This window comes from Saccharibacillus kuerlensis DSM 22868, from assembly GCF_000378145.1.
Classification (GTDB): domain Bacteria; phylum Bacillota; class Bacilli; order Paenibacillales; family Paenibacillaceae; genus Saccharibacillus; species Saccharibacillus kuerlensis.
Genome location: NZ_KB899295.1, coordinates 25,077 through 51,696 on the forward strand (window position 1 = coordinate 25,077; position 26,620 = coordinate 51,696).

18 protein-coding genes, 1 other RNA gene and 1 riboswitch are annotated in these 26,620 nt (G+C 49.3%); of the genes, 18 read left to right on the plus strand and 1 reads right to left on the minus strand.

All coding sequences use genetic code 11. The annotated features are described in order from the left end of the window. Positions 1-157: 157 nt before the first annotated feature. The 3 genes from tpiA (at position 158) to eno (ending at position 3,929) form a co-directional block, all read left to right on the plus strand. Complete coding sequence (gene tpiA / locus F456_RS0116080) at positions 158-910, plus strand: triose-phosphate isomerase (RefSeq protein WP_018978076.1); 753 nt, start codon at positions 158-160, stop codon at positions 908-910. After that, a complete protein-coding gene (gpmI, locus tag F456_RS0116085; protein ID WP_018978077.1) occupies positions 910-2,460 on the plus strand; it encodes a 2,3-bisphosphoglycerate-independent phosphoglycerate mutase in 1,551 nt (516 codons plus the stop codon). Before tpiA ends, gpmI begins: the two co-directional genes overlap by 1 nt. 170 nt (positions 2,461-2,630) lie before the next feature. Then, the gene (gene eno, locus F456_RS0116090; protein ID WP_018978078.1) at positions 2,631-3,929 is read left to right on the plus strand and encodes a phosphopyruvate hydratase; all 1,299 of its coding nucleotides are present in this window, start codon (positions 2,631-2,633) and stop codon (positions 3,927-3,929) included. A gap of 627 nt (positions 3,930-4,556) precedes the next feature. Here eno and F456_RS0116095 read toward each other — a convergent pair. Further along, positions 4,557-5,768 (minus strand): MFS transporter, encoded by a 1,212-nt coding sequence (locus F456_RS0116095; RefSeq protein ID WP_018978079.1) that lies wholly within the window; start codon positions 5,766-5,768, stop codon positions 4,557-4,559. Positions 5,769-5,850: 82 nt separating this feature from the next. Beyond that, positions 5,851-5,948: riboswitch (purine riboswitch) on the minus strand. Positions 5,949-6,424: 476 nt separating this feature from the next. Between F456_RS0116095 and F456_RS0116105 the strand changes: the two genes are divergently transcribed. The 15 genes from F456_RS0116105 (at position 6,425) to F456_RS0116175 (ending at position 26,614) form a co-directional block, all read left to right on the plus strand. Next, the gene (locus F456_RS0116105; RefSeq protein WP_018978081.1) at positions 6,425-7,252 is read left to right on the plus strand and encodes an aminoglycoside adenylyltransferase domain-containing protein; all 828 of its coding nucleotides are present in this window, start codon (positions 6,425-6,427) and stop codon (positions 7,250-7,252) included. Between the two features lie 56 nt (positions 7,253-7,308). After that, positions 7,309-7,920: a GNAT family N-acetyltransferase gene (locus F456_RS0116110; RefSeq protein WP_018978082.1), complete on the plus strand. Its 612-nt coding sequence runs from the start codon at positions 7,309-7,311 to the stop codon at positions 7,918-7,920. 359 nt (positions 7,921-8,279) lie between these two features. Continuing rightward, a complete protein-coding gene (murI, locus tag F456_RS0116115; RefSeq protein WP_018978083.1) occupies positions 8,280-9,053 on the plus strand; it encodes a glutamate racemase in 774 nt (257 codons plus the stop codon). 864 nt (positions 9,054-9,917) lie between these two features. Continuing rightward, complete coding sequence (gene secG, locus F456_RS0116125) at positions 9,918-10,154, plus strand: preprotein translocase subunit SecG (protein ID WP_018978085.1); 237 nt, start codon at positions 9,918-9,920, stop codon at positions 10,152-10,154. Positions 10,155-10,608: 454 nt separating this feature from the next. Continuing rightward, entirely contained in the window at positions 10,609-13,614 is a 3,006-nt protein-coding gene (rnr, locus tag F456_RS0116130; protein WP_018978086.1) for a ribonuclease R, read from the plus strand. Between the two features lie 153 nt (positions 13,615-13,767). Continuing rightward, positions 13,768-14,241 (plus strand): SsrA-binding protein SmpB, encoded by a 474-nt coding sequence (gene smpB / locus F456_RS0116135; protein ID WP_018978087.1) that lies wholly within the window; start codon positions 13,768-13,770, stop codon positions 14,239-14,241. A 456-nt stretch (positions 14,242-14,697) separates the two neighbouring features. Further along, positions 14,698-15,066, plus strand: a transfer-messenger RNA (tmRNA) gene (gene ssrA, locus F456_RS24050). A 204-nt stretch (positions 15,067-15,270) separates the two neighbouring features. Continuing rightward, complete coding sequence (locus F456_RS0116140) at positions 15,271-15,696, plus strand: MarR family winged helix-turn-helix transcriptional regulator (protein WP_018978088.1); 426 nt, start codon at positions 15,271-15,273, stop codon at positions 15,694-15,696. Positions 15,697-15,889: 193 nt separating this feature from the next. Beyond that, positions 15,890-17,326 carry a DHA2 family efflux MFS transporter permease subunit gene (locus F456_RS0116145; RefSeq protein ID WP_018978089.1) on the plus strand — a complete coding sequence of 479 codons (1,437 nt, stop codon included), beginning with the start codon at positions 15,890-15,892 and terminating at the stop codon, positions 17,324-17,326. A gap of 335 nt (positions 17,327-17,661) precedes the next feature. Continuing rightward, positions 17,662-18,822, plus strand: coding sequence for a cobalamin-independent methionine synthase II family protein (locus F456_RS0116150; protein ID WP_018978090.1), 1,161 nt, complete (start codon positions 17,662-17,664; stop codon positions 18,820-18,822). Positions 18,823-19,213: 391 nt separating this feature from the next. Further along, positions 19,214-19,399: a hypothetical protein gene (locus F456_RS22840; protein WP_018978091.1), complete on the plus strand. Its 186-nt coding sequence runs from the start codon at positions 19,214-19,216 to the stop codon at positions 19,397-19,399. A 229-nt stretch (positions 19,400-19,628) separates the two neighbouring features. Next, complete coding sequence (locus tag F456_RS0116160; protein ID WP_018978092.1) at positions 19,629-22,697, plus strand: type 2 lanthipeptide synthetase LanM family protein; 3,069 nt, start codon at positions 19,629-19,631, stop codon at positions 22,695-22,697. 31 nt (positions 22,698-22,728) lie between these two features. Further along, the gene (locus F456_RS0116165; RefSeq protein ID WP_018978093.1) at positions 22,729-24,861 is read left to right on the plus strand and encodes a peptidase domain-containing ABC transporter; all 2,133 of its coding nucleotides are present in this window, start codon (positions 22,729-22,731) and stop codon (positions 24,859-24,861) included. Positions 24,862-24,924: 63 nt separating this feature from the next. Continuing rightward, positions 24,925-25,875, plus strand: coding sequence for an ABC transporter ATP-binding protein (locus tag F456_RS0116170; protein WP_018978094.1), 951 nt, complete (start codon positions 24,925-24,927; stop codon positions 25,873-25,875). Between the two features lies 1 nt (position 25,876). After that, complete coding sequence (locus F456_RS0116175; protein WP_018978095.1) at positions 25,877-26,614, plus strand: ABC transporter permease; 738 nt, start codon at positions 25,877-25,879, stop codon at positions 26,612-26,614. The last annotated feature ends 6 nt before the right edge of the window (positions 26,615-26,620 follow it).

Genomic DNA, 26,620 nt, shown 5'->3' on the forward strand with positions numbered 1-26,620 from the left:
AGCGCTCGCATTTGAATCTCGATTTCGACCTCTGTTATGCTTCAATAAGAGAAATCGGGATTCGACGGCGATCGAAGGACTCTACAAGGTGGAGCGCCTCATCATGTACCTAACCTTCCCTTTTTCAAAGAAGTCACTAAAAGGAGTGGATCATTTCGTGAGAACGCCAATTATTGCCGGCAACTGGAAAATGTTCAAAACCGTATCCGAAACACTGGCTTTCGCTGAAGCGGTAAAAGGCAAAGCCGTCGTTGAAGGCGTAGAAACCGTCATCTGCGCACCGTTCACCAACCTTCCTGCCCTGACTGAAGCGGTTAAAGGCACCGGAATCAAAGTGGGCGCACAAAACCTTCACTTCGAAGACAATGGCGCATTCACAGGCGAAATCAGCGGCGTTATGCTGAAAGAGCTTGGTGTGGACTACGTCATCATCGGTCACTCGGAGCGCCGCCAGTACTTTGGCGAAACCGACGAAATCGTCAACAAAAAAGTCGCAGCGGCATTCCGCAACGACCTGACTCCAATCGTATGTGTAGGCGAAAAGCTTGAAGAGCGCGAAGCCGACCAAACGAAGGACGTTTGCAAAGTGCAGACGGAAGGCGCGTTCAAAGGTCTGTCCAAAGAAGAAGCGGCGAAAGTCGTTGTCGCTTACGAGCCTATCTGGGCAATCGGAACAGGCAAATCTTCGACAGCTTCCGATGCTAACGAAGTGACTTCGTACATCCGCACCGTTCTTGCTGATCTCTACGATCAAGCAACGGCAGACGTAATCCGCATTCAATACGGCGGCAGCGTGAAGCCGGAGAACGTAACGGAATATATGGGCCAAAGCGATATCGACGGAGCACTCGTCGGCGGCGCAAGCCTGCAGCCTGACTCCTTCACGGCCCTGGTTGAGGGGGCGAAGTAATGACGGCTCCAAAACCGGTAGTACTGATTATCATGGACGGATTCGGTCTGCGCGAAGGTTCTGAGGGCAACGCGGTTGCTCAAGCGAAGAAACCGAATTATGACCGTTTCATGAGCAAATATCCGCACACGACGCTGACGGCATGCGGCGAAGCCGTAGGTCTGCCGGAAGGTCAGATGGGCAACTCCGAAGTTGGCCACCTGAACATCGGCGCGGGACGTATCGTGTACCAGGATCTGACTCGCATTTCCAAGTCGATCCGCGAAGGAGACTTCTTCGAGAACGCGACGCTGGTCGGTGCCGTTCAATCGGCCAAAGACAGCGGCAAAGCGCTCCACGTCATGGGTCTGCTGTCCGATGGCGGCGTACACAGCCATATTGAGCATCTGTTCGCTACACTTGAACTGTGCAAAAAAATGGACTTCGATAACGTCTATATCCATGCATTTATGGACGGCCGCGACGTTTCTCCGGACAGCGGTAAGAAATACATGGGGCAGCTCGTCGACAAGATCGCCGAAATCGGCGTAGGCCAAATTGCGACCGTACAGGGCCGCTACTACGCGATGGACCGCGACAAGAGATGGGAACGCGTCGAAAAGTCTTATCGTGCAATGGTATACGGCGAAGGTGAATTCGCAGCCAGCGCGCTTGAAGCGGTAGAAGCTTCTTACGCGAAAGAAGTCATGGACGAATTCATTCTGCCGACGGTCATTACGAAGGACGGCCAGCCGACTGCGAATCTTCAGTCGGGAGATTCCGTGATCTTCATTAACTTCCGTCCTGACCGCGCGATTCAGCTTTCCGAAGCGCTGACTGCTCCGGGCTTTGCAGGTTTCGACCGCGGAGACAAACAGCCGGAAACGTTGAGCTTCGTATCGTTCACGACATACAGCGTCAATGTACAGGGCAGCGTAGCGTACTCGCCGAAGAACCTGAACAACACGCTTGGCGAAGTGCTTGTGCAGAACGGCAAAACGCAGCTGCGTATCGCCGAAACTGAGAAGTACCCGCACGTAACGTTCTTCTTCAGCGGCGGCCGCGATGTGGAGCTGGAAGGCGAAACTCGCATCCTGATCAACTCGCCGAAGGTCGCAACTTACGATCTTCAGCCTGAGATGAGCGCTTATGAAGTAGCCGACGCCTGCGTAGCCGAGATCGAAGCCGAAAGACAGGATTGCATTATCCTGAACTTCGCTAATCCGGATATGGTCGGACACTCCGGCATGATGGAGCCGACGATCAAAGCAGTCGAAACGACTGACGAGTGCGTAGGTCGCGTTGTTGACGCGGTTCTCGCCAAAGGCGGCGTTGCAATCATTACGGCGGACCACGGCAACGCGGAAACGGAAATCGACGAATTCGGACGCCCGCAAACGGCGCATACGACCAACCCGGTTCCGTTTATCGTGACGAGCGAAGACGTCACCCTGCGCGAAGGCGGCATTCTGGCTGACATCGCGCCGACGATCCTCGATCTGATGCAGGTTACACAGCCGGCGGAAATGACCGGGAAATCAGTAATTTCCGCTCGTAAAACGTCCAACTAAAAGACGAACCTCAAACTTCAAAGTAGTTTTGAATTGGGGATAGGATTGAGCCCTTAAATGTGGCATAGTTAACGGTGGAGAGCGTATCAAAGTGTTGACATGGAGCGTAAGCTGTCGCCCTGCGCGGCAGCCGCTCCTCAAATAAAACGAATTCAAAGGAGATACTTAAAATGACGATTATTTCTGACGTTTATGCACGCGAAGTCCTTGATTCCCGCGGTAACCCTACGGTTGAAGTTGAAGTATACCTGGAATCCGGCGCTATTGGCCGCGCAATCGTTCCTTCCGGTGCTTCCACAGGCGTTCACGAAGCTGTTGAGCTTCGCGACGGCGACAAAGGCCGTTACCTCGGTAAAGGCGTAGAAAACGCGGTTAAAAACGTAAACGAAACAATCGCTCCTGAAGTGATTGGCATGGACGCTCTTGATCAGCTGGGCATCGACAAAGCGATGATCGCTCTGGACGGAACGCCTAACAAAGGCAAACTGGGCGCTAACGCAATTCTGGCCGTTTCGATGGCTGTTGCCCGCGCTGCAGCAGACGCTCTGGACCTGCCGCTGTACGTTTACCTGGGCGGATTCAACGCGAAGCAGCTTCCAGTACCAATGATGAACATCGTTAACGGCGGCGAGCATGCCGACAACAACGTTGACGTACAAGAGTTCATGGTTCTGCCAGTAGGCGCGCCTACTTTCAAAGAAGCTCTGCGCATGGGTGCGGAAATCTTCCACAACCTGAAATCCGTACTGAGCAGCAAAGGTCTGGCTACAGCTGTAGGCGACGAAGGTGGCTTCGCTCCGAACTTCACGTCGAACGAAGAAGCTCTGTCCACAATCATCGAAGCGATCGAAAAAGCTGGCTACACGCCAGGTAAAGACGTCTTCCTGGGTATGGACGTTGCTTCCACTGAGTTCTACAAAGACGGCAAATACGTTCTCGCAGGTGAAGGCAAATCCTACACTTCTGCAGAATTCGTTGACCTGCTCGCTTCGTGGGTTGATAAGTACCCAATCATCACAATCGAAGACGGCTGCTCCGAAGACGACTGGGAAGGTTGGAAACTGCTCACTGAGAAACTGGGCGACAAGATCCAACTGGTCGGCGACGATCTGTTCGTAACAAACACTGAGCGTCTGGGCCGCGGTATCGAAGAAAACATCGGTAACTCGATCCTGATCAAAGTTAACCAAATCGGTACGCTGACTGAGACTTTCGACGCGATCGAAATGGCGAAACGCGCTGGTTACACAGCAGTTATCTCGCACCGTTCGGGCGAATCGGAAGACAGCACAATCGCGGACATCGCAGTTGCGACAAACGCTGGTCAGATCAAAACGGGTGCTCCTTCCCGTACAGACCGCGTTGCGAAGTACAACCAACTGCTCCGCATCGAAGATCAACTGGGCGAACTGGCTCAATACAACGGTCTGCAGTCGTTCTACAACCTCGACCTCAAAAAATTCCAATAAGATCTTTAATGGAATTTCAATAAGATCAGACTTTCGCAAGAGAGCTTGATCATCGCTTCACGCTTTTGTCCGGGGACGCCTGGGTAATGGCGGGAAGCACGAAAAAGAGACGCCGGACGCGGCGTCTCTTTTTTTGTGCGGAAAAGGTTGGATGTTGATTATATAAGGTAGGGCTTGGCTTGTTTATGAGCTGAATCCTAACTTTGCGATGTGCGTGCTGTAGAAGTTTGATTGAATCTTTTACTCCAAATCAAGCAGCTCTTTGATTCTGTCGCTCGACGCTTTGTTGCTCAAGCGATACTCCCGATCATCAATTCTCGTCCGCTTTTGCCTCCGCATCCGGATATAGAGATGATCGATAAGAGGAGCACCAGAGAAACCAAAACTTTAAAAGGCATGGCAAATCATCTCCTAAGAATACGGTTATTCTTTATGAACGGTTTGAATACGGGGAACGTTTCTTGATGAATGATGTTTCTTGCAAGAAGTTAAATCTGCAAAAAAAGTCCAGCGGCAGTAAATAGCCGGCTGGACTTTTTTGGTTGATCCCTTTAAAGCTTGCATAGGTGGATCACTTATCGTTTTAAATCGCTCTTCTATAAGCTATAACTGTTCAGCAGCGGCTGTTCAATCTCCGCCAAAGTTTGGCTCAAGCTTCGAACCGCTCTTCTGTCCATGACCGTCCGTACGACGTGACGAAGACTTATGGAACAGCGTGTACAGGGCTACGACAAAGGCCAGTACGACAATTCCGCCGCCAATCCAAGCATTGAATGTAACGGACGGAGTATGGCTGATTACGACGCCGCCGATCGCCGAACCGGCTGCAATACCGATCTGCAGAGCAGAGAAGTTGAAGCTCTGCTGAATTTCCGACGTTTCCGGTGCAGCATCGATCAGATAGCTCTGCTGTGCCGGGGACAATGCCCAGCTGAGTGCACCCCAGATGAAGACCAGCACCGCGAACAACGGGATCATCGAAGCTGTAAACGGCAGGATGAACAGGGAGAGAGCGAAGACGCCAACAACGAGCAGGATGCTTTTCTTGGCGCCCAGACTGTCGGACATCATACCACCGATCATACCGCCCGCTACGGCCGACAGACCGAAGAAGAAGTAGACGATACTGATCCAGGAAGCACTCATGTTCATGACGTTCACGAGGAACGGCGTAAAGTAAGCATACAGCGTATAGTGGCCGGCCAGCATCAGCAGTGTAACCAGATGCGCGCCCGCAACGCGGGTGTTCTTAAGCGAAGCCAGCTGCTGACGAAGCGGCATAACCTGCTGCGGCTCGATCGGAGCCATCAGCTTGTAGACCACAAACATGGTCAGCATGGCGAAGATGGCGATAAACAGGAACAGAATACGCCAGCCGAGCTTGTCAGCCGCCAGAACGCCCAGCGGAACGCCGAGCACGATAGCCGAGCTGATACCCATGGAGACGATGCCGATCACGCGTGCGCGGTAGTTTTCCGGTACGACCTTAACCGCGATCGTCAGGGACAGTGTCGTGATCAGCGAGCCGCTGGCTGCCGTAACGAAACGGGAGAGCAGCAGGACGCCGAAATTCGGACTCCAGAAGGCGAGCAGACTGCCGAGGATAAAGACGACAAGAGACATCAAGTACAGCTTACGGCGCTCAATCTTGGCTGTAAATGCGAGCAGCGTAGGACCCGATACGGCATAAACGAGTGCATAAGCCGTAATAAGCTGGCCTGCGGCACTGACGGATACGCCAAGGTCTGCGGCGATTTGCGGCAGAACGCCGCCGATAATAAGTTCGACAAGGCCAACGGTGAACGCAGCAATCGTCAGAACGAGAACTTTCAAATTCATTTTGATACAGTCTCCTTTGTAAAAAAGTACGGCACGGTGGAGGCGGGAAAGCGCGGAAAACGCAAAAACTCCCGACTACAAAGGCGCCTTGGGCGCGACTTGTAGTCGGGAGGTAGGTTCCCGGTAGATACCCTCAAACCGTCTTATTGAGGTATACAATGTCAACTCGTATTACTTTAAAGGATGATTGATGAAAGATCAAGGGGGAAAAATCGGGATTTTTAAAAAATTGGCATCTGCTGAGTCGGTGTTTAAATGTAGAGGGGAAATAGGATCTTCTTATAAGGACAATACCCTGCTGCGCGAATTGCCCTTCCGTTTTCCGGTAATGTTCGGCTGCGAGATGGAGATTCCGATGTGCGGCCTGTAGAGCGGAGTCGTGGGGGATTGTAGGGGAACTGTAGTGGGGATTTTGAGATGCTTATAGCGCTCGACCTTTTAACGAATCCTGATATCGCTATTTGTCGTCTTTGGCCCTTTTTTAAAATCTAACGAATCCTCATAACCTTATTCGCCGTAATTTTTATATTTTAGACCGATTTTGCTTCAATAGCGTGTTTACGATTCGTTAGAATTTATTTAGGCCGTCTGGAGAGGAAATAGCGTGATCAGGATTCGTTAGAATTTTACAAGTCGGCTAGAGAGGTGGCAGCAAAATGGAAAGAGAGAAACAGTCCGAGAACGCGGAAATGTCTGAGACTTCTCAAAGCATCCAAGAAGCATTTGCAGCAGCCGAAGACATGACAAAGAGATGTGTACATGTGCTGGGCGATCATGTTGCTGGCGTTTACCTACATGGCTCGCTGGCAATGGGAGGCTTCAATCCGTCTGCGAGCGATATTGATCTGCTAATCGTACTGAAGGGACGACCAGAGCGGGGAACGCTGCAGCAGTTAACAAGTGAGACGTTGGATCTGCATCGTCGTCTGCCTGCAGGGCGGGATATTGAGTTTACCGTAGTCGAGGAGTCGTCGCTGCTGCATTTTGTACATCCTGCGCCCTGCCTCTACCATTACTCGGCTGCGCACCGGGACCGGTACAAGTCTAATCCCGATTACATTTGCGGAGACTATGAAGATGCTGATCTTGCGGCTCAAGTCGCAGTGGCTTATGAGCGCGGAATGGTGCTGTACGGTCTGCCGATGCCCGAACTGTATCCGCCTATAGCTCGAGAGCATTATCTGCGTTCCATTCTGCACGATACAGCGAATGCAGAAGCGGAGATCGCGGACAGCCCGGTCTACACAGCGCTCAATTTGTGCCGGGTGCTGATGTTCCTAACAGAAGGACATCTTGCATCGAAAAAGGAAGGCGGCGAATGGGGGCTGCTATCACTTCCGGATTGGCAGGATGTGATTTGGCCATTGCTTGACGTGTACGAAGGAAGGGCGGCGGGGCAGGTGGAAGTTCCGAAGGACCGATTAAGAGCGTTTGCGCGCGATATGAAGGAACGGATTCGAGAAGCAGGCGGGAGGGACGTCTGACTATGCACTGGAATGCAACTCACTAGTGCAGCAAACTCACGAAGGAGAGATAGACATTGAGAACGAAAGAAAGTCCCGTGCTGGTCTGCCAACCGGCCGGTTACGAGCACAAAACGGCGCTTCGGCAGCTGCTTGAGCTGTATAAATACGATTTTACCGAATTTGATCCCGAGGATGTCAACGAGTCCGGCATGTACGAATCCCGCGATCTGGACGCCTATTGGAATGAACCGGGACGCTATCCTTTTCTGCTGCGGGCAGACGGAAAACTGGCAGGATTCGCACTGATTCGTTTGATTGAAAAGGGGGAAGGAAACAGCGAAAGTAGGCGGCGGGAAAAACACTGTCTTCAGGCTGAACAAGAATCGGCTTTTCAGACTGAACAGACACACAAATCCCTTCAGGAGACCGCAAGTCAATATGAGATGGTCGAGTTCTTTATCATGAAAAAGTATCGGGGCTGCGGTGTGGGTCGTCAGGCGGCTTGTGAATTGTTCCGGCAGTTTCCCGGGCGCTGGAAGCTGGGCGTGATGGAAGAGAATGCTCCGGCGCTTTCTTTCTGGCGCAGCGTGATCGGTTCCTGTGAATCGGCAGTCGACTTGATTGAAACGAGGGAGACCGATTGGGACGGTCCTGTGTTGAGGTTCGAGAGCCAAGGTTCGGTTTGATAAGGTTTATTGAGGTGTGAGTAAAAAGTGAAAAGTAAAAAGTCTCAATAAAAGGCTTAATGACGTAGAAAAAGGCGTAATGACATAGAACAGCAGCAATGAATGGCGGCAGAAAGCAGGGAAAGATAAAGAAGCAGCACCGAACGGTATGAAGTGGTAGAGAAGATGCACAGCAGGAAGGAGGGAGGGAAGGAAGGAACAGCGCGAGAAACAAAAATCAACAGCCCGTAAGTAAAGGGAAAAAGGGAACGGCCGATTTTTCATCTGCCGCAGCTCGTTTCTTTGGCGTTTTGACTGTAGGCAGTCTATAATCATAGATGGAAATGGAGTCCAAAACAACGAAACGGCAGGGGAACAGCATGAGCATTGCTTTTTTCGACTCGGGAATCGGAGGACTGACCGTTCTGCGCGAAGCGGTTCGCCAGCTTCCGAACGAGGATTTTATTTTTTTCGCGGATACGCTGCACGTCCCTTACGGACCGAAGACCAAGCAGCAGGTGACAGACTATGTGTGTGAAGCCGCGCAGCGCATTCTGGGCGAGAGCGTCGAGGCACTGGTGATCGCCTGCAATACGGCAACCAGCGTGGCGGCGGCCGAACTGCGCCAAACGTATGACGTTCCCGTGATCGGCATGGAACCTGCGGTGAAGCCGGCGGTCGAGATGAACGGGGCCAGCGGACGCCGTGTATTGGTGCTGGCGACGGAGCTGACGCTCAGTCAAGCCAAATATATGGAGCTGGTGTCGCGCGTCGACGATCACGGAATTGTAGATTCGCTGCCCATGCCGGAGCTGGTGGATCATTGCGAGCGGTTGAACTTCGATCCGGAGGAATTGAGCGCTTATTTTCGGGGGGAATTCGCGAAATTCGATCTAAATGAATATGGTACGGTCGTGCTTGGCTGTACGCATTATCCCTATTACACGCAGCTGCTGGAGCAAATTCTGCCTGCACATATCCGAGTTATCGACGGAAGTGTCGGTACGGTGCGCAGATTGGCAGGAATTCTGAATGAACGCGGCCTTACGGGCGAGGGAAGCGGCAAAGTAAGGTTTATGAACTCTGCAGACGATCCGGCATATAACGAGAAGCTAAGAAGAGCATGGGATATTCTGAATGGCCGCGGAACATAGTCTAAACAACCACAAACAATAATCGAAACAACCGCGAATAATAAGCAAAAAGAAAGACAGGGAACCCGAGCAGAATGCGGGCTCCTTTTTTGTTTGTCTGCCTTTTTGAACAGAGGAAATTCGATAAGTTTAAACCTTAAATTTTTTGCTGAAAAGTTCGAAAAAAAGTTAAGCAAAGGGGTGTTTTTTGCCGATAAAAAAGCTGTAGCTTAACGGAAGTTTTCGACGTCAATTATCCCCAAGAAAAAAACCTAAAATCAGGCAAAAATAAATCTTTACACGGAGTGTCAGAAGGGGTTAATATACGATTCATAAAGCAGTACGCGCACTCTTCAAAAAGGTCCGGCGCACCAGCTTATTGCGGGTTTTTTCCACTAGGGAATCCGTATTCCGGCACCGAATTTCCGAATGGGAATTCAAGGTTCCGACATGCCGCTTTACGTTTCAAAACAAGGCAAGTTTGCAAGTCATCCAGATTCAATATCAGCGAGGAGGAAAGCGCATGTCGGATGCCATGATCATCATGGCCATTCTGATCCTTACGACCGTATCTGCCGGATACATTCTGTGGACCGATCGTACCGTTCAGGGCAAACAGCAGCAGCAGCGCCGCTAAACGCACAACCGCCCAAGGTATATTCCCCTTATCGTCAGCGACCCGGTCGCGCCGCGGAAGATTCAGCCGCAGCGCGGCTTTTTTAATACTCTGCAGGAATAAGGCCCTGTTTTGCTCGATTGTCAAATACCTGGAGCTATGGTAGAATAAAAGTACTGTTTTCTTGGAATGGTATTGACGATGTAGCAACTGGTGTTAACCCACTTATATACAGGATACGCTGCTTACGCTTAGGAGGTGGAACTAAAATGGAAATCTTTCTGAAAATACTGCTGGTGATTTTTGCTGTCGGTGTGATCACGGTCGTACTGCTTCAAAAAGGAAAAAGCGCAGGTCTTGCCGGCGCCATCTCCGGCGGCGCGGAGCATCTGTTCGGCAAAACCAAAGCTCGCGGTATGGACTTGGTTCTGGAGCGCATTACCGTTGTGTTGGGAACAGGATTTGTCGTTCTCGCGCTGATCACTACGGCTGTAACTAACAACTAACCCAGCGATCAGGGCGGCCTGTCCGCCTGGGGAAGCCTTCGTTGATCCTTGGATTCAAGGGATACGAAGGCTTTTTTGTGTACCGCCGTGGAGCCAAACCCGATAGAGTACGGAGAGAGTTACGGAGCTAGTTGGGATTAAGCAGGCTCCACCACGGGTACTTTTAACGTATAATGAATAGTAGAAGTAGAAATGGCGTTTACGCAAACTTGTTGGTGTGTTCGGACGCAGCGGAATTTCAAATATTGATCCCGACTTCCGCTTGTACGTCCCGCCTGCGGCCTCGTAAGAGATGCCGACTCATCGTTTGCGTATCTGCCAATAGAAGCAAGAGTAGAAGCGAGAATAGAAGCAAAAAAAGAAGCGAAAGTAGAAGCAAAAATTCGAGCATTCGCGACCTGCATGCCGGCCGGGCGGTCTGTGGGCAGCCGGAGCCATTTTAGAGGTGATTATGATGATAACGGAAGATATGCTGCTGGGCTTCATGCGCGAGAACGCGTACAAACCAATGACCTATCAAGAACTGGAACAGCACTTTGGCATTGAAGATGCGGAAGTGTTCCGGGAATTCATGAAGATGTTGAACGCACTGGAGGAATCGGGCCAGATCGTCCTGACGCGAACCCAACGTTACGGTGTTCCGGAGCGTATGGACCTGCTGCGCGGACGGCTGCAGACGCATGCCAAAGGCTTCGGCTTCCTCATTCCCGAAGACCGCGAGCATGCTGATGTGTACATCAACGCGAACGATATGCTGAGCGCGATGAACGGCGATACGGTGCTTGTACGCATCGCGTCGCGCCGTTCTTCGAACGGACGGATGGAAGGCGAAGTGGTACGGGTCGTCAAACGCGCCGTTACGCAGATTGTTGGCACGTATCAGGACGAGGAATCGTTTGGCTTTGTGCTGCCGGACGACAAGCGCATTACGCGCGACGTCTTCATTCCGGCGGGCCGCGCAGGCGGTGCGCTGAACGGACAGAAAGTCGTCGTCAGCATTATCGCCTATCCGGAAGGCCGCTCGGCGGCACAGGGCGAAGTGATCGAAGTGTTGGGATACAATACCGATCCGGGCGTCGACATTCTCTCGATCATCCGCAAGCATCAGCTGCCGGAATCGTTCCCTGAAGAAGTGCTGGCCGAAGCGGAAGCTGCGCCGGAAACGATTTCCGATGAGGAAATCAACAGTCAGGGACGCCGCGATCTGCGCCATAAGCAGATTGTGACCATTGACGGCGAAGACGCCAAGGATCTCGATGACGCGGTTAACGTAGAGCGTTTGGAAAACGGCAACTATGTGCTGGGCGTGCATATCGCGGACGTCGGCTACTATGTTAAGGAAGGTTCCCAGCTCGATCAGGAAGCTTATAACCGAGGCAGCAGCGTGTACTTGGTAGACCGGGTTATCCCGATGCTGCCGCCGCGCCTGTCCAACGGGATCTGCAGCTTGAATCCACGTGTGGACCGTCTGACCCTGTCATGCGAGATGGAATTCGACGCGTCGATGAAGGTCGTCCGCTATGAAATTTTCAAAAGCGTGATCAAGACCGTCGAGCGGATGACTTACAAAAACGTGCGCCGCATTCTGGAAGAAGAAGATCCGGAGCTGCTGGAGCGGTACGGTTATCTGGTGGATACGTTCCATACGATGCGCGATCTTGCGCTGAAGCTGAACGGACGCCGCATGAAGCGCGGCGCAGTAGACTTTGATTTCGACGAAGCAAAAGTGCTGCTCGATGATGAGGGCAAAGCGATCGACATCGTCAAACGCGAGCGTACCATTGCGGAACGGATCATCGAAGAGTTCATGCTGGCGGCGAACGAGACGGTAGCGGAACATTTCAGCAGAGCCAAAGTTCCGTTCCTGTACCGGATTCACGAAGATCCTGCGCAGGAGAAGCTGGAAGCATTTGCGGCATTTGCGGCGAACCTGGGCTATCAGGTCAAAGGAACGCGCGGAGGCACCATCCAGCCGAGCGAACTGCAGGAGCTGCTGGAAGAAGTACAGGACACGCCGGAGCAGAAAGCGATCAGCACCCTGCTGCTGCGTTCGATGAAGCAGGCGAAGTACGATTCGGCCAATCTGGGTCACTTTGGCCTGGCGGCGGAGTTCTATACGCACTTCACATCGCCGATTCGCCGTTATCCCGATCTGGCGATTCACCGCGTGATCGGCGAATGGCTGGAGAACGGTGGTAAGCTGACTGCGCAGCGTGAAGAGAGTCTGTCGGCACGCATGCCGGATTATGCGCAGCAGTCGTCGATCCGCGAGCGCGTGGCGGTTGATGCCGAGCGCGATACGGATCAGCTGAAAAAAGCGGAGTACATGCTGGATAAGGTTGGCGAGACGTTTGAAGGCGTCATCGGCAGCGTAACGAGCTTCGGCTTGTTCGTCGAACTGGAAAACACGGTCGAAGGTCTGATCCATATCAGCAACCTGACCGATGATTACTACCACTTCGATGAAACCCGGATGACACTCGTCGGCGAACGGACGTCGCGTATTTTCCGTATCGGCGACATTGTCGAAATTCGCGTGTCGAAAGTTAGCATGGAAGAGCATACGATCGACTTCGAACTGGTCGACATGAAGAAGAGCAGCTTCCGCGGAGGTCGCGGCGGCGGACGCCGGAACGAAGGATCATCGGGCGACTCGTTCAAGCGCGGCCAGGGCGGCCGAGGCGACAAGACCGGCAAAGAGAAGTTTGGTAAAGACAAAGGCAAGGGTAAAGGCAAGGGCAAGAAAAAGCCGGAAGTATTCCGTCCGGCCGAAGCGGCGGCCAGTACGCCTGCGCCTGCAGCCGGTGCAGCAGAAGCCGGTACTCGTACCGGCAGCCAAAGCGGCCGTTCGCGCAAGCGCAAAGGCAAAGGTAAGGGCGGAAACGCCGAAGGCAGCGGCACGGTGAATGCGGCTGTGCCGGCAGTATCAAGCGGCGGCGAAGCGCCGGCTCCTGCTTCCGGCAGAAACCGGAAGCGTAAAGGCAAAGGCGGCGGCCAGTCCACTGGCGCAGCCGGCGCTAAGGGCGGCATGGAGCCGCGTCAAGGCGGCGGAGACGGCGGCTGGGCATTCGACGGCGTTCCGACCGAAGGCGGCGGACAAGCCGGCAAAGAGCCGCGTCAAGGCAAGCGCAGCGGCGCTGGAGAAGGCGCGTCTCGCGGCGAAGCCGGTGCCGAGCCGCGCCAAGCACGCAAAGGCGGCATTCAGATCGAAGCCAGCCAGGGCGGCGGAGACGGCGTTCGTGAGCCGGGCAAAGGCAAGTTTGGCTTCGGTTCCGGTACGGGCGGTTATGGCGGCGAGACGGCAACGTTCTCGCGCAACGGCAACGAGCGTCCGAACGGCTCCAAAGGCGGACGTTCCGGCGGCGGTGGCCGTTCAGGTTCTGCCGGCGGCGGCAGACCGAAGAAAGACGGCGGCCCGAAGAATCCAGGCGGAGCTTCGGAACGGAACAATAAAGAATAAGTGCTGAGTAGAACGGCGAGCTGCGATCAGATTCTTACGGATCTTATATCCGTTGGAATCTGAAGAGCGTCTAGCGCCGTTCTCTTACCTTTTCAAATTGCTATTGTTGCAATCCATATAATACTTGGAAGCGAAATCAAGGGGGTGCAAGACATGCCTAAAAATACTGAGCAGGGCAAAGTGCTGGCTCAAAATAAAAAGGCGTCCCACGACTATTTCATCGAAGATACGTATGAAGCGGGGCTCGTGCTGACGGGGACAGAGATCAAGTCACTGCGCAAAGCCAAAGCAAATATCGGCGACGCGTTCGCAACGATCCGGGGCGGCGAAGCCTTTGTTCATAATATGCATATCAGCCCGTTCGAGCAGGGTAACCGGAACAATCCGGAAGACCCGACGCGCACGCGCAAGCTGCTGCTGCACAAGCAGCAGATCCGCAAGCTGATCGGTCAGGCCAAGCAGGAAGGCTACACGATCGTCCCGCTCAAGGTCTATGTGCGCAACGGCTATGCCAAGCTGCTGATCGGCCTCGGCCGCGGCAAGAAGCAGCACGACAAGCGCGATACACTCGCCAAGCGTGATGCTCAGCGCGATATCCAGCGCGCGCTGAAGTCACGTCAGCGGTAAGGCAGCAGGGCGGAGACACAGCGGATTGAATCGGAGCGCGCCGTGGAGTAGAACAGCAAACGAGCAGGGTGAAAATAGCTGCGGCTGTTAACCCAAAGCTGCGTAAGCTGAAGTCGTATACGGTGCTCAATCTATGTAAGATCAATCTGCATATGATTGATCTGTTGGCCGTAAAACCAACCTATGTAATCGAAAGAGAGAACGGCTGCGCGATGCGTCGGCCGTTCTCTTTTTATTTTTCAGCCTATTCTCGCTGTCTTGTTTAACGGGTTTTTTCTACGGGTAATATACCGTTACATCGTCAGATGTGGTACAATATAAGTCTGTGGGGAACATGTGACTCTTCCTGCAGCGATCTTCGTCTTTTATGGAGGGACGAATGATCGGTACGAACTTTAGGATGACCAGACGTGACTCAACCCGAGTCTCATTGATCCGGAAGTTCCCTTTTAATAAGGGGGCGTTTATGGATTCGACGGGGGTAGTTCGGGCATGGGTAGCGGGTAGTGGGGACGCGGCCGCTTTATCAACGCTAAAGCCTATTAAATGGCAAACAACAAAACAACTACGCTTTCGCAGCCTAAGAAACTGTGATGCGTGCTCTCGCTCAGCATCGCCTATGTGCTGGGATGAGGGCCCAACCCAATTAGTAGGATACGCCGGCTAGTCTCCGCCTGGGGGTAGACGGAAGAAGAAAATCAGGCTGACCCGAAGGGAATCCGGTTACGGGGAGATCCTAGGGTGACATCAAAACTGTGACTACACCCGTAGAAGCCTATGCTGCGTTGCCTTCGGACAGGGGTTCGACTCCCCTCGCCTCCATATGTAAGACCAGGAACCATCAACCGTTATTTGGTTGATGGTTTTTTTATGTTGATGGTTTTTTTATTTAGTTTTTTATTTAGTTTTTTATTTTGATTTTCTCGTTTTCACTTTCCCATGAACGGCGTAAAATCCTTATTGACGAGAGAATTTCATCGTGATATTATTAGCAAGCTAAATATAAGTCAAGCTGCCGAGGAGATAGAAATGACAGATAAAGTGGATTGCGATATTCGTCAGTCAGTCGATCGGATTTCTTCCCAGATGCGCAGGGATTATGGGGAATCGCTTAGAGAACTTAACCTGTATGTGGGGCAGGACAATCTGCTTGCCCGCTTGTGGCAGGGAGACGGCATCATGCAGATGCAGCTGTGTGAGCATTTAAACTGCGAGCCGCCGACGATTACGAATATGGTCAAATCACTGGAGCAGAACGGATTTATAACCCGCAAGCGCGACGAGAGAGATGCAAGGGTCATGCGTATTTTCCTGACAGATACGGGTAAGGATCTGGAGAAGCCGGTCGAACTCAGATGGAAACGGCAGCAGGAGAAGCTGCTGCACTCGATTCTGCCTGAAGAACGTTTGTTGTTGAGACGGATTTTGAAGCAAATGGAAAGCAACTTGTTGTGATTATAAGCTCGTTCACTTATTTAGCAGGCTAAATGAAGTTATTTAACTTGAATTAAAGCTTTCCTAAAAAGAAGGCCACTAGTGGATACATAGCACGGCTTCTCACCGACGAAGGGTATTGTGCCGAAGTTAACCCGCTATTCAAGCATCCTACCTAAGATTTACTTAAATCAATCGACGAGGAGTTACAAAAATGAATAAGACATACAATACGGGCGCCATTTTAGCCTCGCTGCTGATTTGCGGTTTTGTCGGCATGTTCAGCGAGACCGCCTTGAACATAGCCATGACAAATCTGATGGAAGTGTTCCAGATTTCGGCTGCAACCGCGCAGTGGTTGACGACCGGATTCCTGCTCACTCTCGGCATCTTGATGCCAACAAGCGGACTGCTGCTGCAGATGTTTACAACCAGACAGCTGTTTACCGGTTCGCTGATCAGCATGATCGCGGGTACATTGGTGGCGGCGCTTGCGATTAATTTTGAAATGCTGATGTTTGCCCGAGTGCTGCAGGCGATTGGTATGGGACTGCTGCTGCCGCTTATGTTCAATACCATTCTCGTCATCTATCCGCCGGAAAAACGCGGAGCCGCAATGGGATTTGTTGGACTTGTCATCATGTTTGCACCAGCGACGGGCCCAACGGTAGGCGGATTATTGATTCAGTATTTGACCTGGCATTATATCTTCTGGCTCTCGCTGCCGTTTCTGATTATCGGATGGTTGGTAGGCATGAAGTATTTGGAGAATGTCACCGAAGTTACCAAGCCACGGGTCGACCTGTTGTCCATCGTATTATCGACGCTCGGCTTTGGAGGAATCGTCTTCGGTTTCAGTAAGGCGGGCGAAGGTTCCGAAGGCTGGGGCAGCACGGTAGTGGTTGCATCGATCATCGTGGGGCTAGTCGCCTTGGTGCTGTTTACGCTGCGTCAAATTTCTATGAGAGAACCTATGCTGAACCTGAAAGTATTCAAACATCCTATGTACGTTATCGGTCTGCTTCTGGTGCTGTCGTGCATGATGATCATTATGTCGAGCATGATCATTCTGCCGATGTTTCTTCAGACAGGCGCAGGGTTGTCCGTATTTGCCACCGGTCTCATTCTTCTGCCGGGCAGTGCGCTGAACGGTATTCTTTCGCCGCGAGTGGGACGTTTATTTGATCGATACGGACCAAAATGGTTGGTTGTTCCGGGTCTCGTGGTTGTTACGCTTATGCTGTGGTTCTTCAGCCACGTATCGCCGGCTTCTTCGGTTGCCTTGATTGTCGCTCTGCACATCGGGCTTATGGTAGGAATCGCCATGATCTGGATGCCTGCCCAAACGAACGGGTTGAATCAGCTGCCGCCGGAACTGTATCCGCACGGTACGGCTGTCATGAATACCCTACAGCAGGTGATGGGAGCGATTGGAACGGCGGTCGCAATCAGCATTCTGTCTGGCGGAATCGAAAAGTACCTGCACGGCTCCTCGGCGCCTTCCCAGCCGACCGAAATTGCCAATGCAATGACGTCGGGATCGCAGAGCGTATTCTTGTTCACAATGAGTATCGCACTGGTCGGCGTTGTTATGGCTTTATTCATCCGCCGCGTGCTGGTCAGCCGCGAGACGATGAAATCTATGCATTAATTTTTAGCAAAAGTTAACGTGATCGTTTGGCCGACCGAATCCTCTGCTTCGTCCAGCGCCGGATTGTCGAACTGCCAAGCGACCGCAAATCTTATTCTCAAACCCGCTCACCGAGCGGGTTTTTCTTTTTTCAATCCCTCTCACGTAATTTCCCTCATAATCTTACCTATCTCGTTATTCCTCTCGTAAAAGCTTCCTATATCGATTCCCTATAACCAGTCATGCTTTTTAAGTTTACATAAGAAAAGCTGCTCCCATGCTACAATCAAATCATTCCAACCGGACGCGATCTACAAATGATCAAATGTTAACCAACAACCAAGGGGGCCTTTACCATGACTGATAAATTCCAACTCGTAGGCAGCTTGCTTCGTCCCGAAGACCTGCTGAAATATAAGACGCAAATCGAGCACCGCGACGACATCCAGTATCCGTTCTATCAGGAGTTCGAAGGTTATCAGCAGTGTGAAGCAAAAGCGATCGAATCGGTCGTCCAAGACCAAATCCAGCATGATCTCTCGGTCATCACAGACGGCGAGTATTCCAAGTCGATGTGGCATCTGGACTTTGTCTGGGGCTTCCAGGGGATCGAGCGCTATATCGCAGATCACGGCTACTTCTTCCGCGATGTCGACGGCACGTCCAAATACGAGACGCGCAAAGACATTGGGCTGCGTATCACAGGCGAGCTGGGCGGCAAAAACCATCATTTCCTCGAGTCCTTCAAGCAGCTGAAAGATAGTGCCGGCGAACGCGAGACGAAGCTGTGCGTACCTTCTCCGTCGCATATTTTTGGAGAGCTGTCGTGGTCGGATAATATCGGTGGCAAAGACTCTGTCTATAAGGATGCAAAAGAACTCAAAGCCGGTCTCGTTAAAGCGTACAAAGAATTCGTTCAGGACTTCGCGGATGCCGGCGGGAAAATCCTTCAATTCGACGACTGCCTGTGGGAGCTGTTTGCGGACGACAATCCGAACTCTCCGTACACCGGCGAGAACATCGATCAGGAGCAGGTACAGGCACTGGCGGCCGAGTTTATCGACATCAACAACACGATCATTGACTTCGGTCACGAGCTGGGTCTGAAAATGTGGACACACAACTGCCGCGGCAACTACGATTCCCGGAACATGGGCGGCGGTTCGTATGCGAAGATCGCGAATCTGTTCCTGAAGCAGCTCAAATACGACCGCTTCTTCCTGGAGTGGGACGACGAGCGTGCCGGTTCGCTGGAAGCGCTGGAAGTGTTCAAAGACAAGCCGAACACGGAGATCGTCCTTGGTCTGCTGTCGTCGAAGACGAATACGCTGGACGACGAAGAGCGTGTACTGCGTCTGCTGGACGAAGCGTCGAACATCATCGAAAAAGATCGTCTGCTGCTGTCCCACCAATGCGGCTTCGCTTCCTGCGACGGCGGGAATGAGCTGACTCAAGCGGAGCAATGGGCCAAGATCGAACAGGGTAAAAAAATCGCGCAGCAGTATTGGGCGAAATAAGCCGGCAAACTAGACGCTTTCGATTGGGAAAAATTTAAAATTCATCTTCGTCTGACACCCTTTCTTCGGGTGTCTTTTTTATTCACAAGAAGTTGTTTTCCGAAAATTCCTGAATCCTATCAAAGGTAACTTTGTTAAGGACCTATTCAAGATAGACTTTAATTATAATACCCTTCCTCCAAATAAGGTAAAAAGACCTATTATTGATAATCAGTTATAGTAAAAAGGTATAAAAAAACATTTAAAGGTTGAATTTGTAAGTTAAAGATGATAGAAATGACATATAAACAATATCCATAAAATTCATTTGATCCATTAAAATTACAAAAATTCTTTTGATTCCAATCTTGAGAGTTTAGACTTCCTACATGCGTGAAAGGAGGTGAAAAAAATGGAAAAACACAGTTTGGAAATGAGCAATCTGGAAATGAACAGTCCAGTAGGCGGTGTGTTGTCTGAATTGACAGACACTGAGATGGAAACTGTAGCCGGCGGAGCTACTGCGCAAGGTTTTACAGATGGAAACTGTTTGAAGAGTATCACAGCTGACTGCACTCCGTGGCTGGGACTCTGCTAAGAGTAAGTAAAGTAATGAACAAAGATTTTGAATGCATACTTATCGTTATAAAAAGGTTATAAATTCAGTAATTCCCCAAAGGGCATATACGGATATTCGATCAGTCTAGTAAAGGCTGCCTTCAAATATACCGCTTCATATGCCCTTTCTTCTTAATTGGAAATGAATAGGGCTCGACGTATGCACATGTTGGAGAACCATTTATATAAATCGAGAGGTTGGGACGACAGTGATCGATATATATGAAAAAACACACTACTGGAAGAAATTTTTTTATGATAAAGAAGAATATCTGCGAAGAAGCCTTGCCGAAGTTTCAGACATCAAAATTGATAACGTTTTGGAAGTCAAAGAAAAAGATATGAATTGGAAAGTGCAATGGGAAGAGCTGCTGAATCGAAATCCAGAAAATTCATTTTCCGCAAAAAAACCTTCATTTGTCGGATTTATTGAACGCTTTTTAATAATAGCTAAAGATTTACTGGGGAAAAAGGAGCTTATCCAGTCTACACATTTTAATTTGAATGAAAATTTCTTCAACACCTTGTTTCTTTCCTTGAGCAACAAAATCATTGGAATGAGTTACAAGGTTCTTATTCAGGAAGTGAATATTTTGAGAGATCAAGGGCTGCTTCTTGGTGAAACTTCAGAAAAAAGATATGAATATTTTGAAAGCCTGCTTTATAGCAAAGAGTATTTAACCCAATTAACCGACAAGTATCCCGTATTGATTCGTTCGTTGATTCAAGTGACCCGGAAATGGACGATTCATGTTAGCGAAGTCTTAAACAGATTTGAAAACGATTATCCAAAAATTCTTTTACATATGCCTGAAGTCCAACAGTTCGGTAAAGTTGTTCATATCCATATCGGTGCAGGAGATACGCATGATGGACGAAGCGTAACGATTTTGGAGTTTGCTGATGGGGATCGATTGGTTTACAAACCCCGCTCGTTACAAGTCGATACAGGTTACTATCGAATGATGTCATGGATGTTTGAAAAAGGGATTCCCGTCATGAAAGTCGTAAAAAATATAGATTGTGGAGATTACGGCTGGACGGAATTCGTCAAGTTTGAAGAGTGTAAAAGTGAGCAGGAAGTGAAACTTTTTTATTACGGTATGGGCGTACAGTTGGCCATGATGTACGTATTCAATGCTACTGACTTTCATTACGAAAATATTATTGCGCATGGCGGCAGTCCGGTTTTAATCGATCTGGAATCTTTATTTCATTCTCCCATAAGCACAAAAACGTTTGAGAAAGACGCTAATGGCCATGCTTATGAAATTCTTTCAAACTCCGTAATGTCTTCCGGAATGCTGCCGCAGTACGCCTATAAAACCGAAACACATTCAGGATTGGACGTAAGCGGCATTTTTGGGCATGGAGGAAAAAAGGTTCCTAATGCAATAGGTGTTATTAATAGGGGAACGGACTTAATGAGGTTGGAAAAAGGGAACGGAGAAACAGAAAAAACTCAAAATCTTCCGCACTATCAAGGAGAAGTAGTAGACAGCTACAAACATATTGAAGAGATAGAAAAAGGCTTTGTTCAAGCATATAAAATTATTGCAGAAAATAAAGTAGAGGTAGAGAGCATGATTCGGCAATTTGCTTCTGTCAGAGTTCGAGTCATTGTAAGGGATACCCGAGCATATGGAGAATTAATGCGTACATTATGTCACCCGGATTTATTGCAAAATGAATTGGATCGAAAAATTGTTTTACATAGACTATGGCTTCCTTGTCTGGCCAATTCTAAGTATCTAAGGCTGGTTTCTCACGAAATGCGGGATATCGAAGAAGGTGACATTCCGATTTTTTACACTTATCCGGCTGAAAAAGATATTTGGTCTTCCGATCATAAAAAAATTCCTTGTATGTTTGATGAATCGGGACTGAATGTTGCCATCAAAAAAATCAGAAAGATGGACGATCGAGATTTAAAGGAACAGTTGCAAGTTCTGCATATGTCTATTTTGGCGTCTAACCCTCATCTTTATAAACCATTCATTGTGAAAGCGCGTCCGAAAGATTCTACCGACACTTTGCAGTTTGACTGGAGGAAAGAGTATGTTCGTTTAGCCGTTTCGATCGGAGAAAATATGCTTCAAACCGCTATCACCTCTCGGAATTCCATAAACGACGATGCGACGTGGATCGGTTTGATAGGAGGACATAATGAAAGGCAGCTTAGGCTCGTTCCGGTAGGATACGATTTATATGACGGGAACAGCGGAATCGCGTTGTTTTTTGCCTATTTAGCCGAATTGACCGCAGAAGACAAGTATAAAGACATGGCTTTAAAAGTATTGAGACCGTTGATCGAGATCATGAAAGAGAAACAAAGCAAGGAAAAGGTTCGAAGCATCGGAGCTTTTGATACAGGCACAATTGGCGGAGGCGTATTTGCTGTATACCATTTAGCTCGTCTATGGGGAGAAGAGTCACTGCTCCAAGTGGTCAAACAATATCTTCCGTATTATTGCGACCTTGTCGAGCAAGATACCGTTTTCGATTACATAGGCGGTTCAGCTGGAGCGATTGATATCCTTCTGCATCTATATCGGGGCACGGGATGGATCGAGGCTTTAAAAGGAGCGGAGAAGTGCGCGGAGCATTTGCTTGAAAACGTACGAATAATGTCAGACGGCAGCATGGCATGGTCGGCTCAACCTGATCAAATGCCTTATGTCGGGTATTCACATGGCGTTTCCGGAATTATTGCCGCTTTGTCGTCGCTGTATCGTGAAACCCGAAATGAAAAGTACATCCCGTATATAGCAAAAGGACTTCAATATGAGCGGGCAAATTACGATGAAGAACTTAAAAACTGGATGACTCCCGGCGATACGGCCAGAGTGACCTGGTGTCACGGAGCTCCTGGAGTGCTATTAGCGCGTTTACGCTTGATAAAAAACGGATATTGGGATTCGGAAATTGATAAAGAAATCGAGTGCGCTCTTGAAACTACGATTCGGTCGGGATTTAGTGGAGACCCCCTTTATTGTCATGGAGATTTTGGGCAATTGGAAATCTTGCTTTTTGCGAATACCGTTCTTGAACGGGATGTTTTCTCTGATCGGATTGATGCTGTTAGAATGCGGCTGTTAGAACTGCTAAAAGATCAGCCGTGGACCGCAGTGGGCGCTCATCGCGCTTTCGATCGAAAAGGGTTGATGGCTGGGTTGGCAGGCGTAGGATTCGGCCTTTTAAAACAGGCTTTTCCGGATAAAGTTGCCAACATTTTAAGTTTGGATAACGACGATTTTCTCGCTGCAAATTCCGGATAACCTGTGTGATCTGAGGAAGGGAGAGCATGCAATGGGAAGACGGGTACCTTATATTGAACAAATGCATCAATCAGAATGCGGAATTTGCTGCGTGGCCATGATATCGGCGTATTATCGAAAAGAAGTTTCTTTATACGATTTACGCGAACGATTGGATGTCGGAAGAGACGGAACAACGTTGTTGCAATTAAAAAAGGCATCAGAAACACTGGGATTTGAGGTTAAAGCTTATCGGATTGAGCATATGGACCAATTGAGAGAGCTTTCTTTGCCCGCAATTTTGCATTGGAACCATTCGCATTTTGTCGTTTTGGAAAAGGTGAAGAAAAATTCAGTTTGTATTGTCGATCCGCGATTCGGTCGAATCCAATTGTCATTGAAAAAATTTAGTGAAAATTTTAGCGGTACCACAATGACTATGTTTCCAACGGAAAAAGTCATCCCTGAAAGAACAAGCAATGTTTGGTTGTTTTTTTTGAATTATATCAAGCCGCTCAAACGGATATTCTTTTATATTTTTTTGATTACGATCATTTTGCAAATCCTAGTCGTAGCCATGCCTTTAATGATGCAGCAGATTATCGACCGTATTGTAACTCCGCAGCATGCAAATTTACCCGCGACAGTTTTAATATCAATCACCGGATTTTTAATGATATATATAACGGTCACTTTTATACGTAGTCGCGTTCTGGTGAAGTTGAATAATGCGCTGGATTACTCTATGCAAACTCACTTTTTCTCGCACCTATTGAAATTGCCTTTTTCGTTCTTTTTGTTGCGGTCGTACGGAGACCTAATTTTTCGAATGAACAGTTTGGTTACCGTTCGAAATCAGATTTCAGACGTATTAATTAGAGGTATATTAGACGGAATTATGCTGTTTGTATTGTCAGGTTATATGTTATTTGTATCTCCGACGCTCGCAACCATCGTATTATTGCTAGTTAGCTTAAATATTTTCCTTATTTTATTTACCAAAAGATTTATAGCGGAAATTAATCAGCAGCAGGTAGTGACTATGACGGAAGTACAATCTGCAAATACCGAGATGCTGTATGGGATGGTGGGCGTAAAAACAGCTGGCATAGAAACACAGGTCTACTTGCAATGGCGAGAGAAATTTAACCGATTGCTTCAGATCTATCGGCGCAAAGAAAACTTGAACAGTTATATTACGTCAGTCGGCAGTGGCCTCCAATTTATGTCACCTCTTGTCGTCTTGACTATCGGCATGTTGATGATGACAAATGGGTATGGGGCTATGACGCTTGGCACAGTGGTCTCGTTCCAAGCTATTGCAACGCTATTTTTCGTTACGTCGTCGAGCTGTGTGAACGGAATTAATTCATACATTCTTACAACTTCTGTATTAAAAAGGGTATACGATGTTTTAGAAGCGCCAACCGAGAAAAATAATGGAAGATTGCAGGTGAAAATCCGCGGAGAAATTAATTTGTCGAATGTTAGCTTTTCTTATACACGGTTTAGCCCGAAAGTAATCGACGGCGTTTCACTGCATATTCGACCCGGACAAAAAATTGCTGTTATCGGGCAGTCGGGTTCTGGTAAGACGACCTTGGCTCATTTGATCGTAGGTTTGTTTGAACCGACTTCAGGGGAAGTGCGATACGATGGTCATGAAGCTTCTGAGTTGGATATGCCATATATACGCAAACAGATGGGTATCGTACCGCAGGATATCACGTTGTTCAACCGCAGCATTTACGATAATATTGTTCTTCATAAAGAAGACGTAACGGCGGAGCAAGTCGTGGAAGCTGCAAAAGCAGCAAATATCCATGAGGAAATTATGGCGATGCCTATGCAATATCAAACGATGATCGCTGAAATGGGAAGAAACATTTCAGGCGGTCAAAGGCAGAGGATTGCACTGGCCAAGGCTTTGCTCAATCATCCTACCGTACTTGTAATGGATGAAGCTACAAGCGCCTTGGATTATATAAGTGAAGAGAAGGTAGATACTTATTTGTCACGTATTAACTGTACACGAATTGTAATTGCCCATCGCCTGACGACAGTGATGAACAGCGACAAGATTATTGTTTTGGAAAACGGGAAAATTCGTGATGTCGGAAGCCACCCTCAATTATTGCAAAGCTCCAGCTATTATCGGCATTACTATAAAGAACTGAGTTCATAAATTCTATGGAGACCATACTTTATTGAGAAAGCCAATAAAAGTGGTTGTAGAGGAGGAAGCGACTTGAACACGATATTGTCGGTGCAGCATTTGACCAAAAAAATCAAAGGCAAAACTATCGTAAACGATGTGTCTTTCGACGTTTTGGCTGGAGAGATCGTTGGACTGCTCGGCGCAAATGGCGCAGGTAAAACGACCACTATGAAGATGATTGTGGGATTGAGCAAAATCAGTTCCGGAGATGTCAAGATTGCTGGACGCAGTATGAAAACTGAGTTTTCCAAAGCTCTTGACGATCTTGGTGCAGTGATCGAAGCGCCTGCTTTTTACCCTTACCTGAGTGGGTATGAGAACTTGCGTCAATATCAGCGTTTGCACAAAAAAGCATCTAAAGATTGGTTGTTGGAAGTCGCGAGTCTCGTCGGGATCGACCATGCATTGAAGCAGCGGGTAGGTACTTATTCGCTTGGGATGAAACAGCGTTTGGGAATTGCGCAGGCACTGCTCAAAAAGCCAAAGCTGCTTGTGCTGGATGAACCGATGAACGGCCTGGATCCTGCAGGCGTGCGAGAAACACGAACGTATCTGAACCAGATTGCGGACGAGCTAGGAGTATCGGTCGTAATCTCCAGTCATCAACTGGCTGAGATTGAGCAAATGGCCGGCCGTGTGATCGTGATCCAGCAGGGGTGTCTAATAGCCGAGCAGCAAATTGGAGACGAGGCAGGCAGCAGTGTTCTTCAGCTCACGCTTCATGTCAATGACGCTGAACGAGCTGGAAAGGCCTTAACTGAATTTTCAGGAGGCATTCATCGTTCTTTGAAGAGCAAGCAGGCAGAACAACTGCCTGGCGGATTGTATGCAATTGCTATTACGCTTGAAGAAGAACAGGTTCCGAAGCTGATTCGATCTTTATGCGAAGCCGGAGTAGATATTCATCGAGTGCTTCCCGCCCATACGAGTCTGGAAGACAAATTTTTGGAATGGACAACTAAACGTGGTGAGGTGAGTTGAATTGATATGGAATGAATGGCTGAAGATTGTGAATAAAAAATTCTTTGTGTTATCGTTGATTGGTCTTACAGGCGCAGCACTTGTGTTGTCAGGGTCATATTCTCAGGGGGCTGCGATCGACATCACCAGATTTCAAATGATGGATGGAATGATTGGAGCCCTGGGCATGCTGGTTGTCGTCCCTTGGGCGATTGTCGTTTCCCCATCCATTTGGACGGATGAGTATCAATATGGAACCTTAAAACAGCTGTTTTTACATAGTTCCTCACGTTCAAAACTGTATGCCGGCAAAGCGGCTGCGATGGTGCTGCTTATTATCACTGGTGTTTGCTGCGTAGCTTTTGCCGCCCTGCTTTCGTTTTTAGTGATGGGGGGCCCTGACATGTCGTGGGGAAAACCGTCGGTGGCTGTATATTCGTCAGCGGCGCTTATGTGGCAGTGTTTTCTTTATGCAGGTCTTGCCTCTTTGATCGGCGTTTGGACGAGATCGGCAGCAATTGGAGTCGGAGGCGGTCTCGTGCTCTATTTTATGCAGTTGATCTTTGGCGGCAGTCTCGTTTCGGTCTCTTGGACTCACCTTTTATTCATTCATCACGATGATTTAAGTCTGTATTGGCGTGACCCGCAATACGCAGTGCAAATGCCCGGCGTGACCGGGTCCCTGGTCGTGGATGCCGTTTATATGCTGCTGTTCTTCGCGATCGGGCTGTGGTTATTCGCCAAAGAAAGGTCGGATTAGGGGCTA

Bases quoted from the DNA above. Each gene is read 5' to 3' on its own strand.
- F456_RS0116145 (WP_018978089.1), top strand. From the start codon at position 15,890: ATGAATAAGACATACAATACGGGCGCCATTTTAGCCTCGCTGCTGATT.
- smpB (WP_018978087.1), top strand. From the start codon at position 13,768: ATGCCTAAAAATACTGAGCAGGGCAAAGTGCTGGCTCAAAATAAAAAG.
- F456_RS22840 (WP_018978091.1), top strand. From the start codon at position 19,214: ATGGAAAAACACAGTTTGGAAATGAGCAATCTGGAAATGAACAGTCCA.
- F456_RS0116165 (WP_018978093.1), top strand. From the start codon at position 22,729: ATGGGAAGACGGGTACCTTATATTGAACAAATGCATCAATCAGAATGC.
- F456_RS0116140 (WP_018978088.1), top strand. From the start codon at position 15,271: ATGACAGATAAAGTGGATTGCGATATTCGTCAGTCAGTCGATCGGATT.
- secG (WP_018978085.1), top strand. From the start codon at position 9,918: ATGGAAATCTTTCTGAAAATACTGCTGGTGATTTTTGCTGTCGGTGTG.
- F456_RS0116095 (WP_018978079.1), bottom strand. From the start codon at position 5,768: ATGAATTTGAAAGTTCTCGTTCTGACGATTGCTGCGTTCACCGTTGGC.
- murI (WP_018978083.1), top strand. From the start codon at position 8,280: ATGAGCATTGCTTTTTTCGACTCGGGAATCGGAGGACTGACCGTTCTG.
- F456_RS0116105 (WP_018978081.1), top strand. From the start codon at position 6,425: ATGGAAAGAGAGAAACAGTCCGAGAACGCGGAAATGTCTGAGACTTCT.
- gpmI (WP_018978077.1), top strand. From the start codon at position 910: ATGACGGCTCCAAAACCGGTAGTACTGATTATCATGGACGGATTCGGT.
- F456_RS0116150 (WP_018978090.1), top strand. From the start codon at position 17,662: ATGACTGATAAATTCCAACTCGTAGGCAGCTTGCTTCGTCCCGAAGAC.
- eno (WP_018978078.1), top strand. From the start codon at position 2,631: ATGACGATTATTTCTGACGTTTATGCACGCGAAGTCCTTGATTCCCGC.
- rnr (WP_018978086.1), top strand. From the start codon at position 10,609: ATGATAACGGAAGATATGCTGCTGGGCTTCATGCGCGAGAACGCGTAC.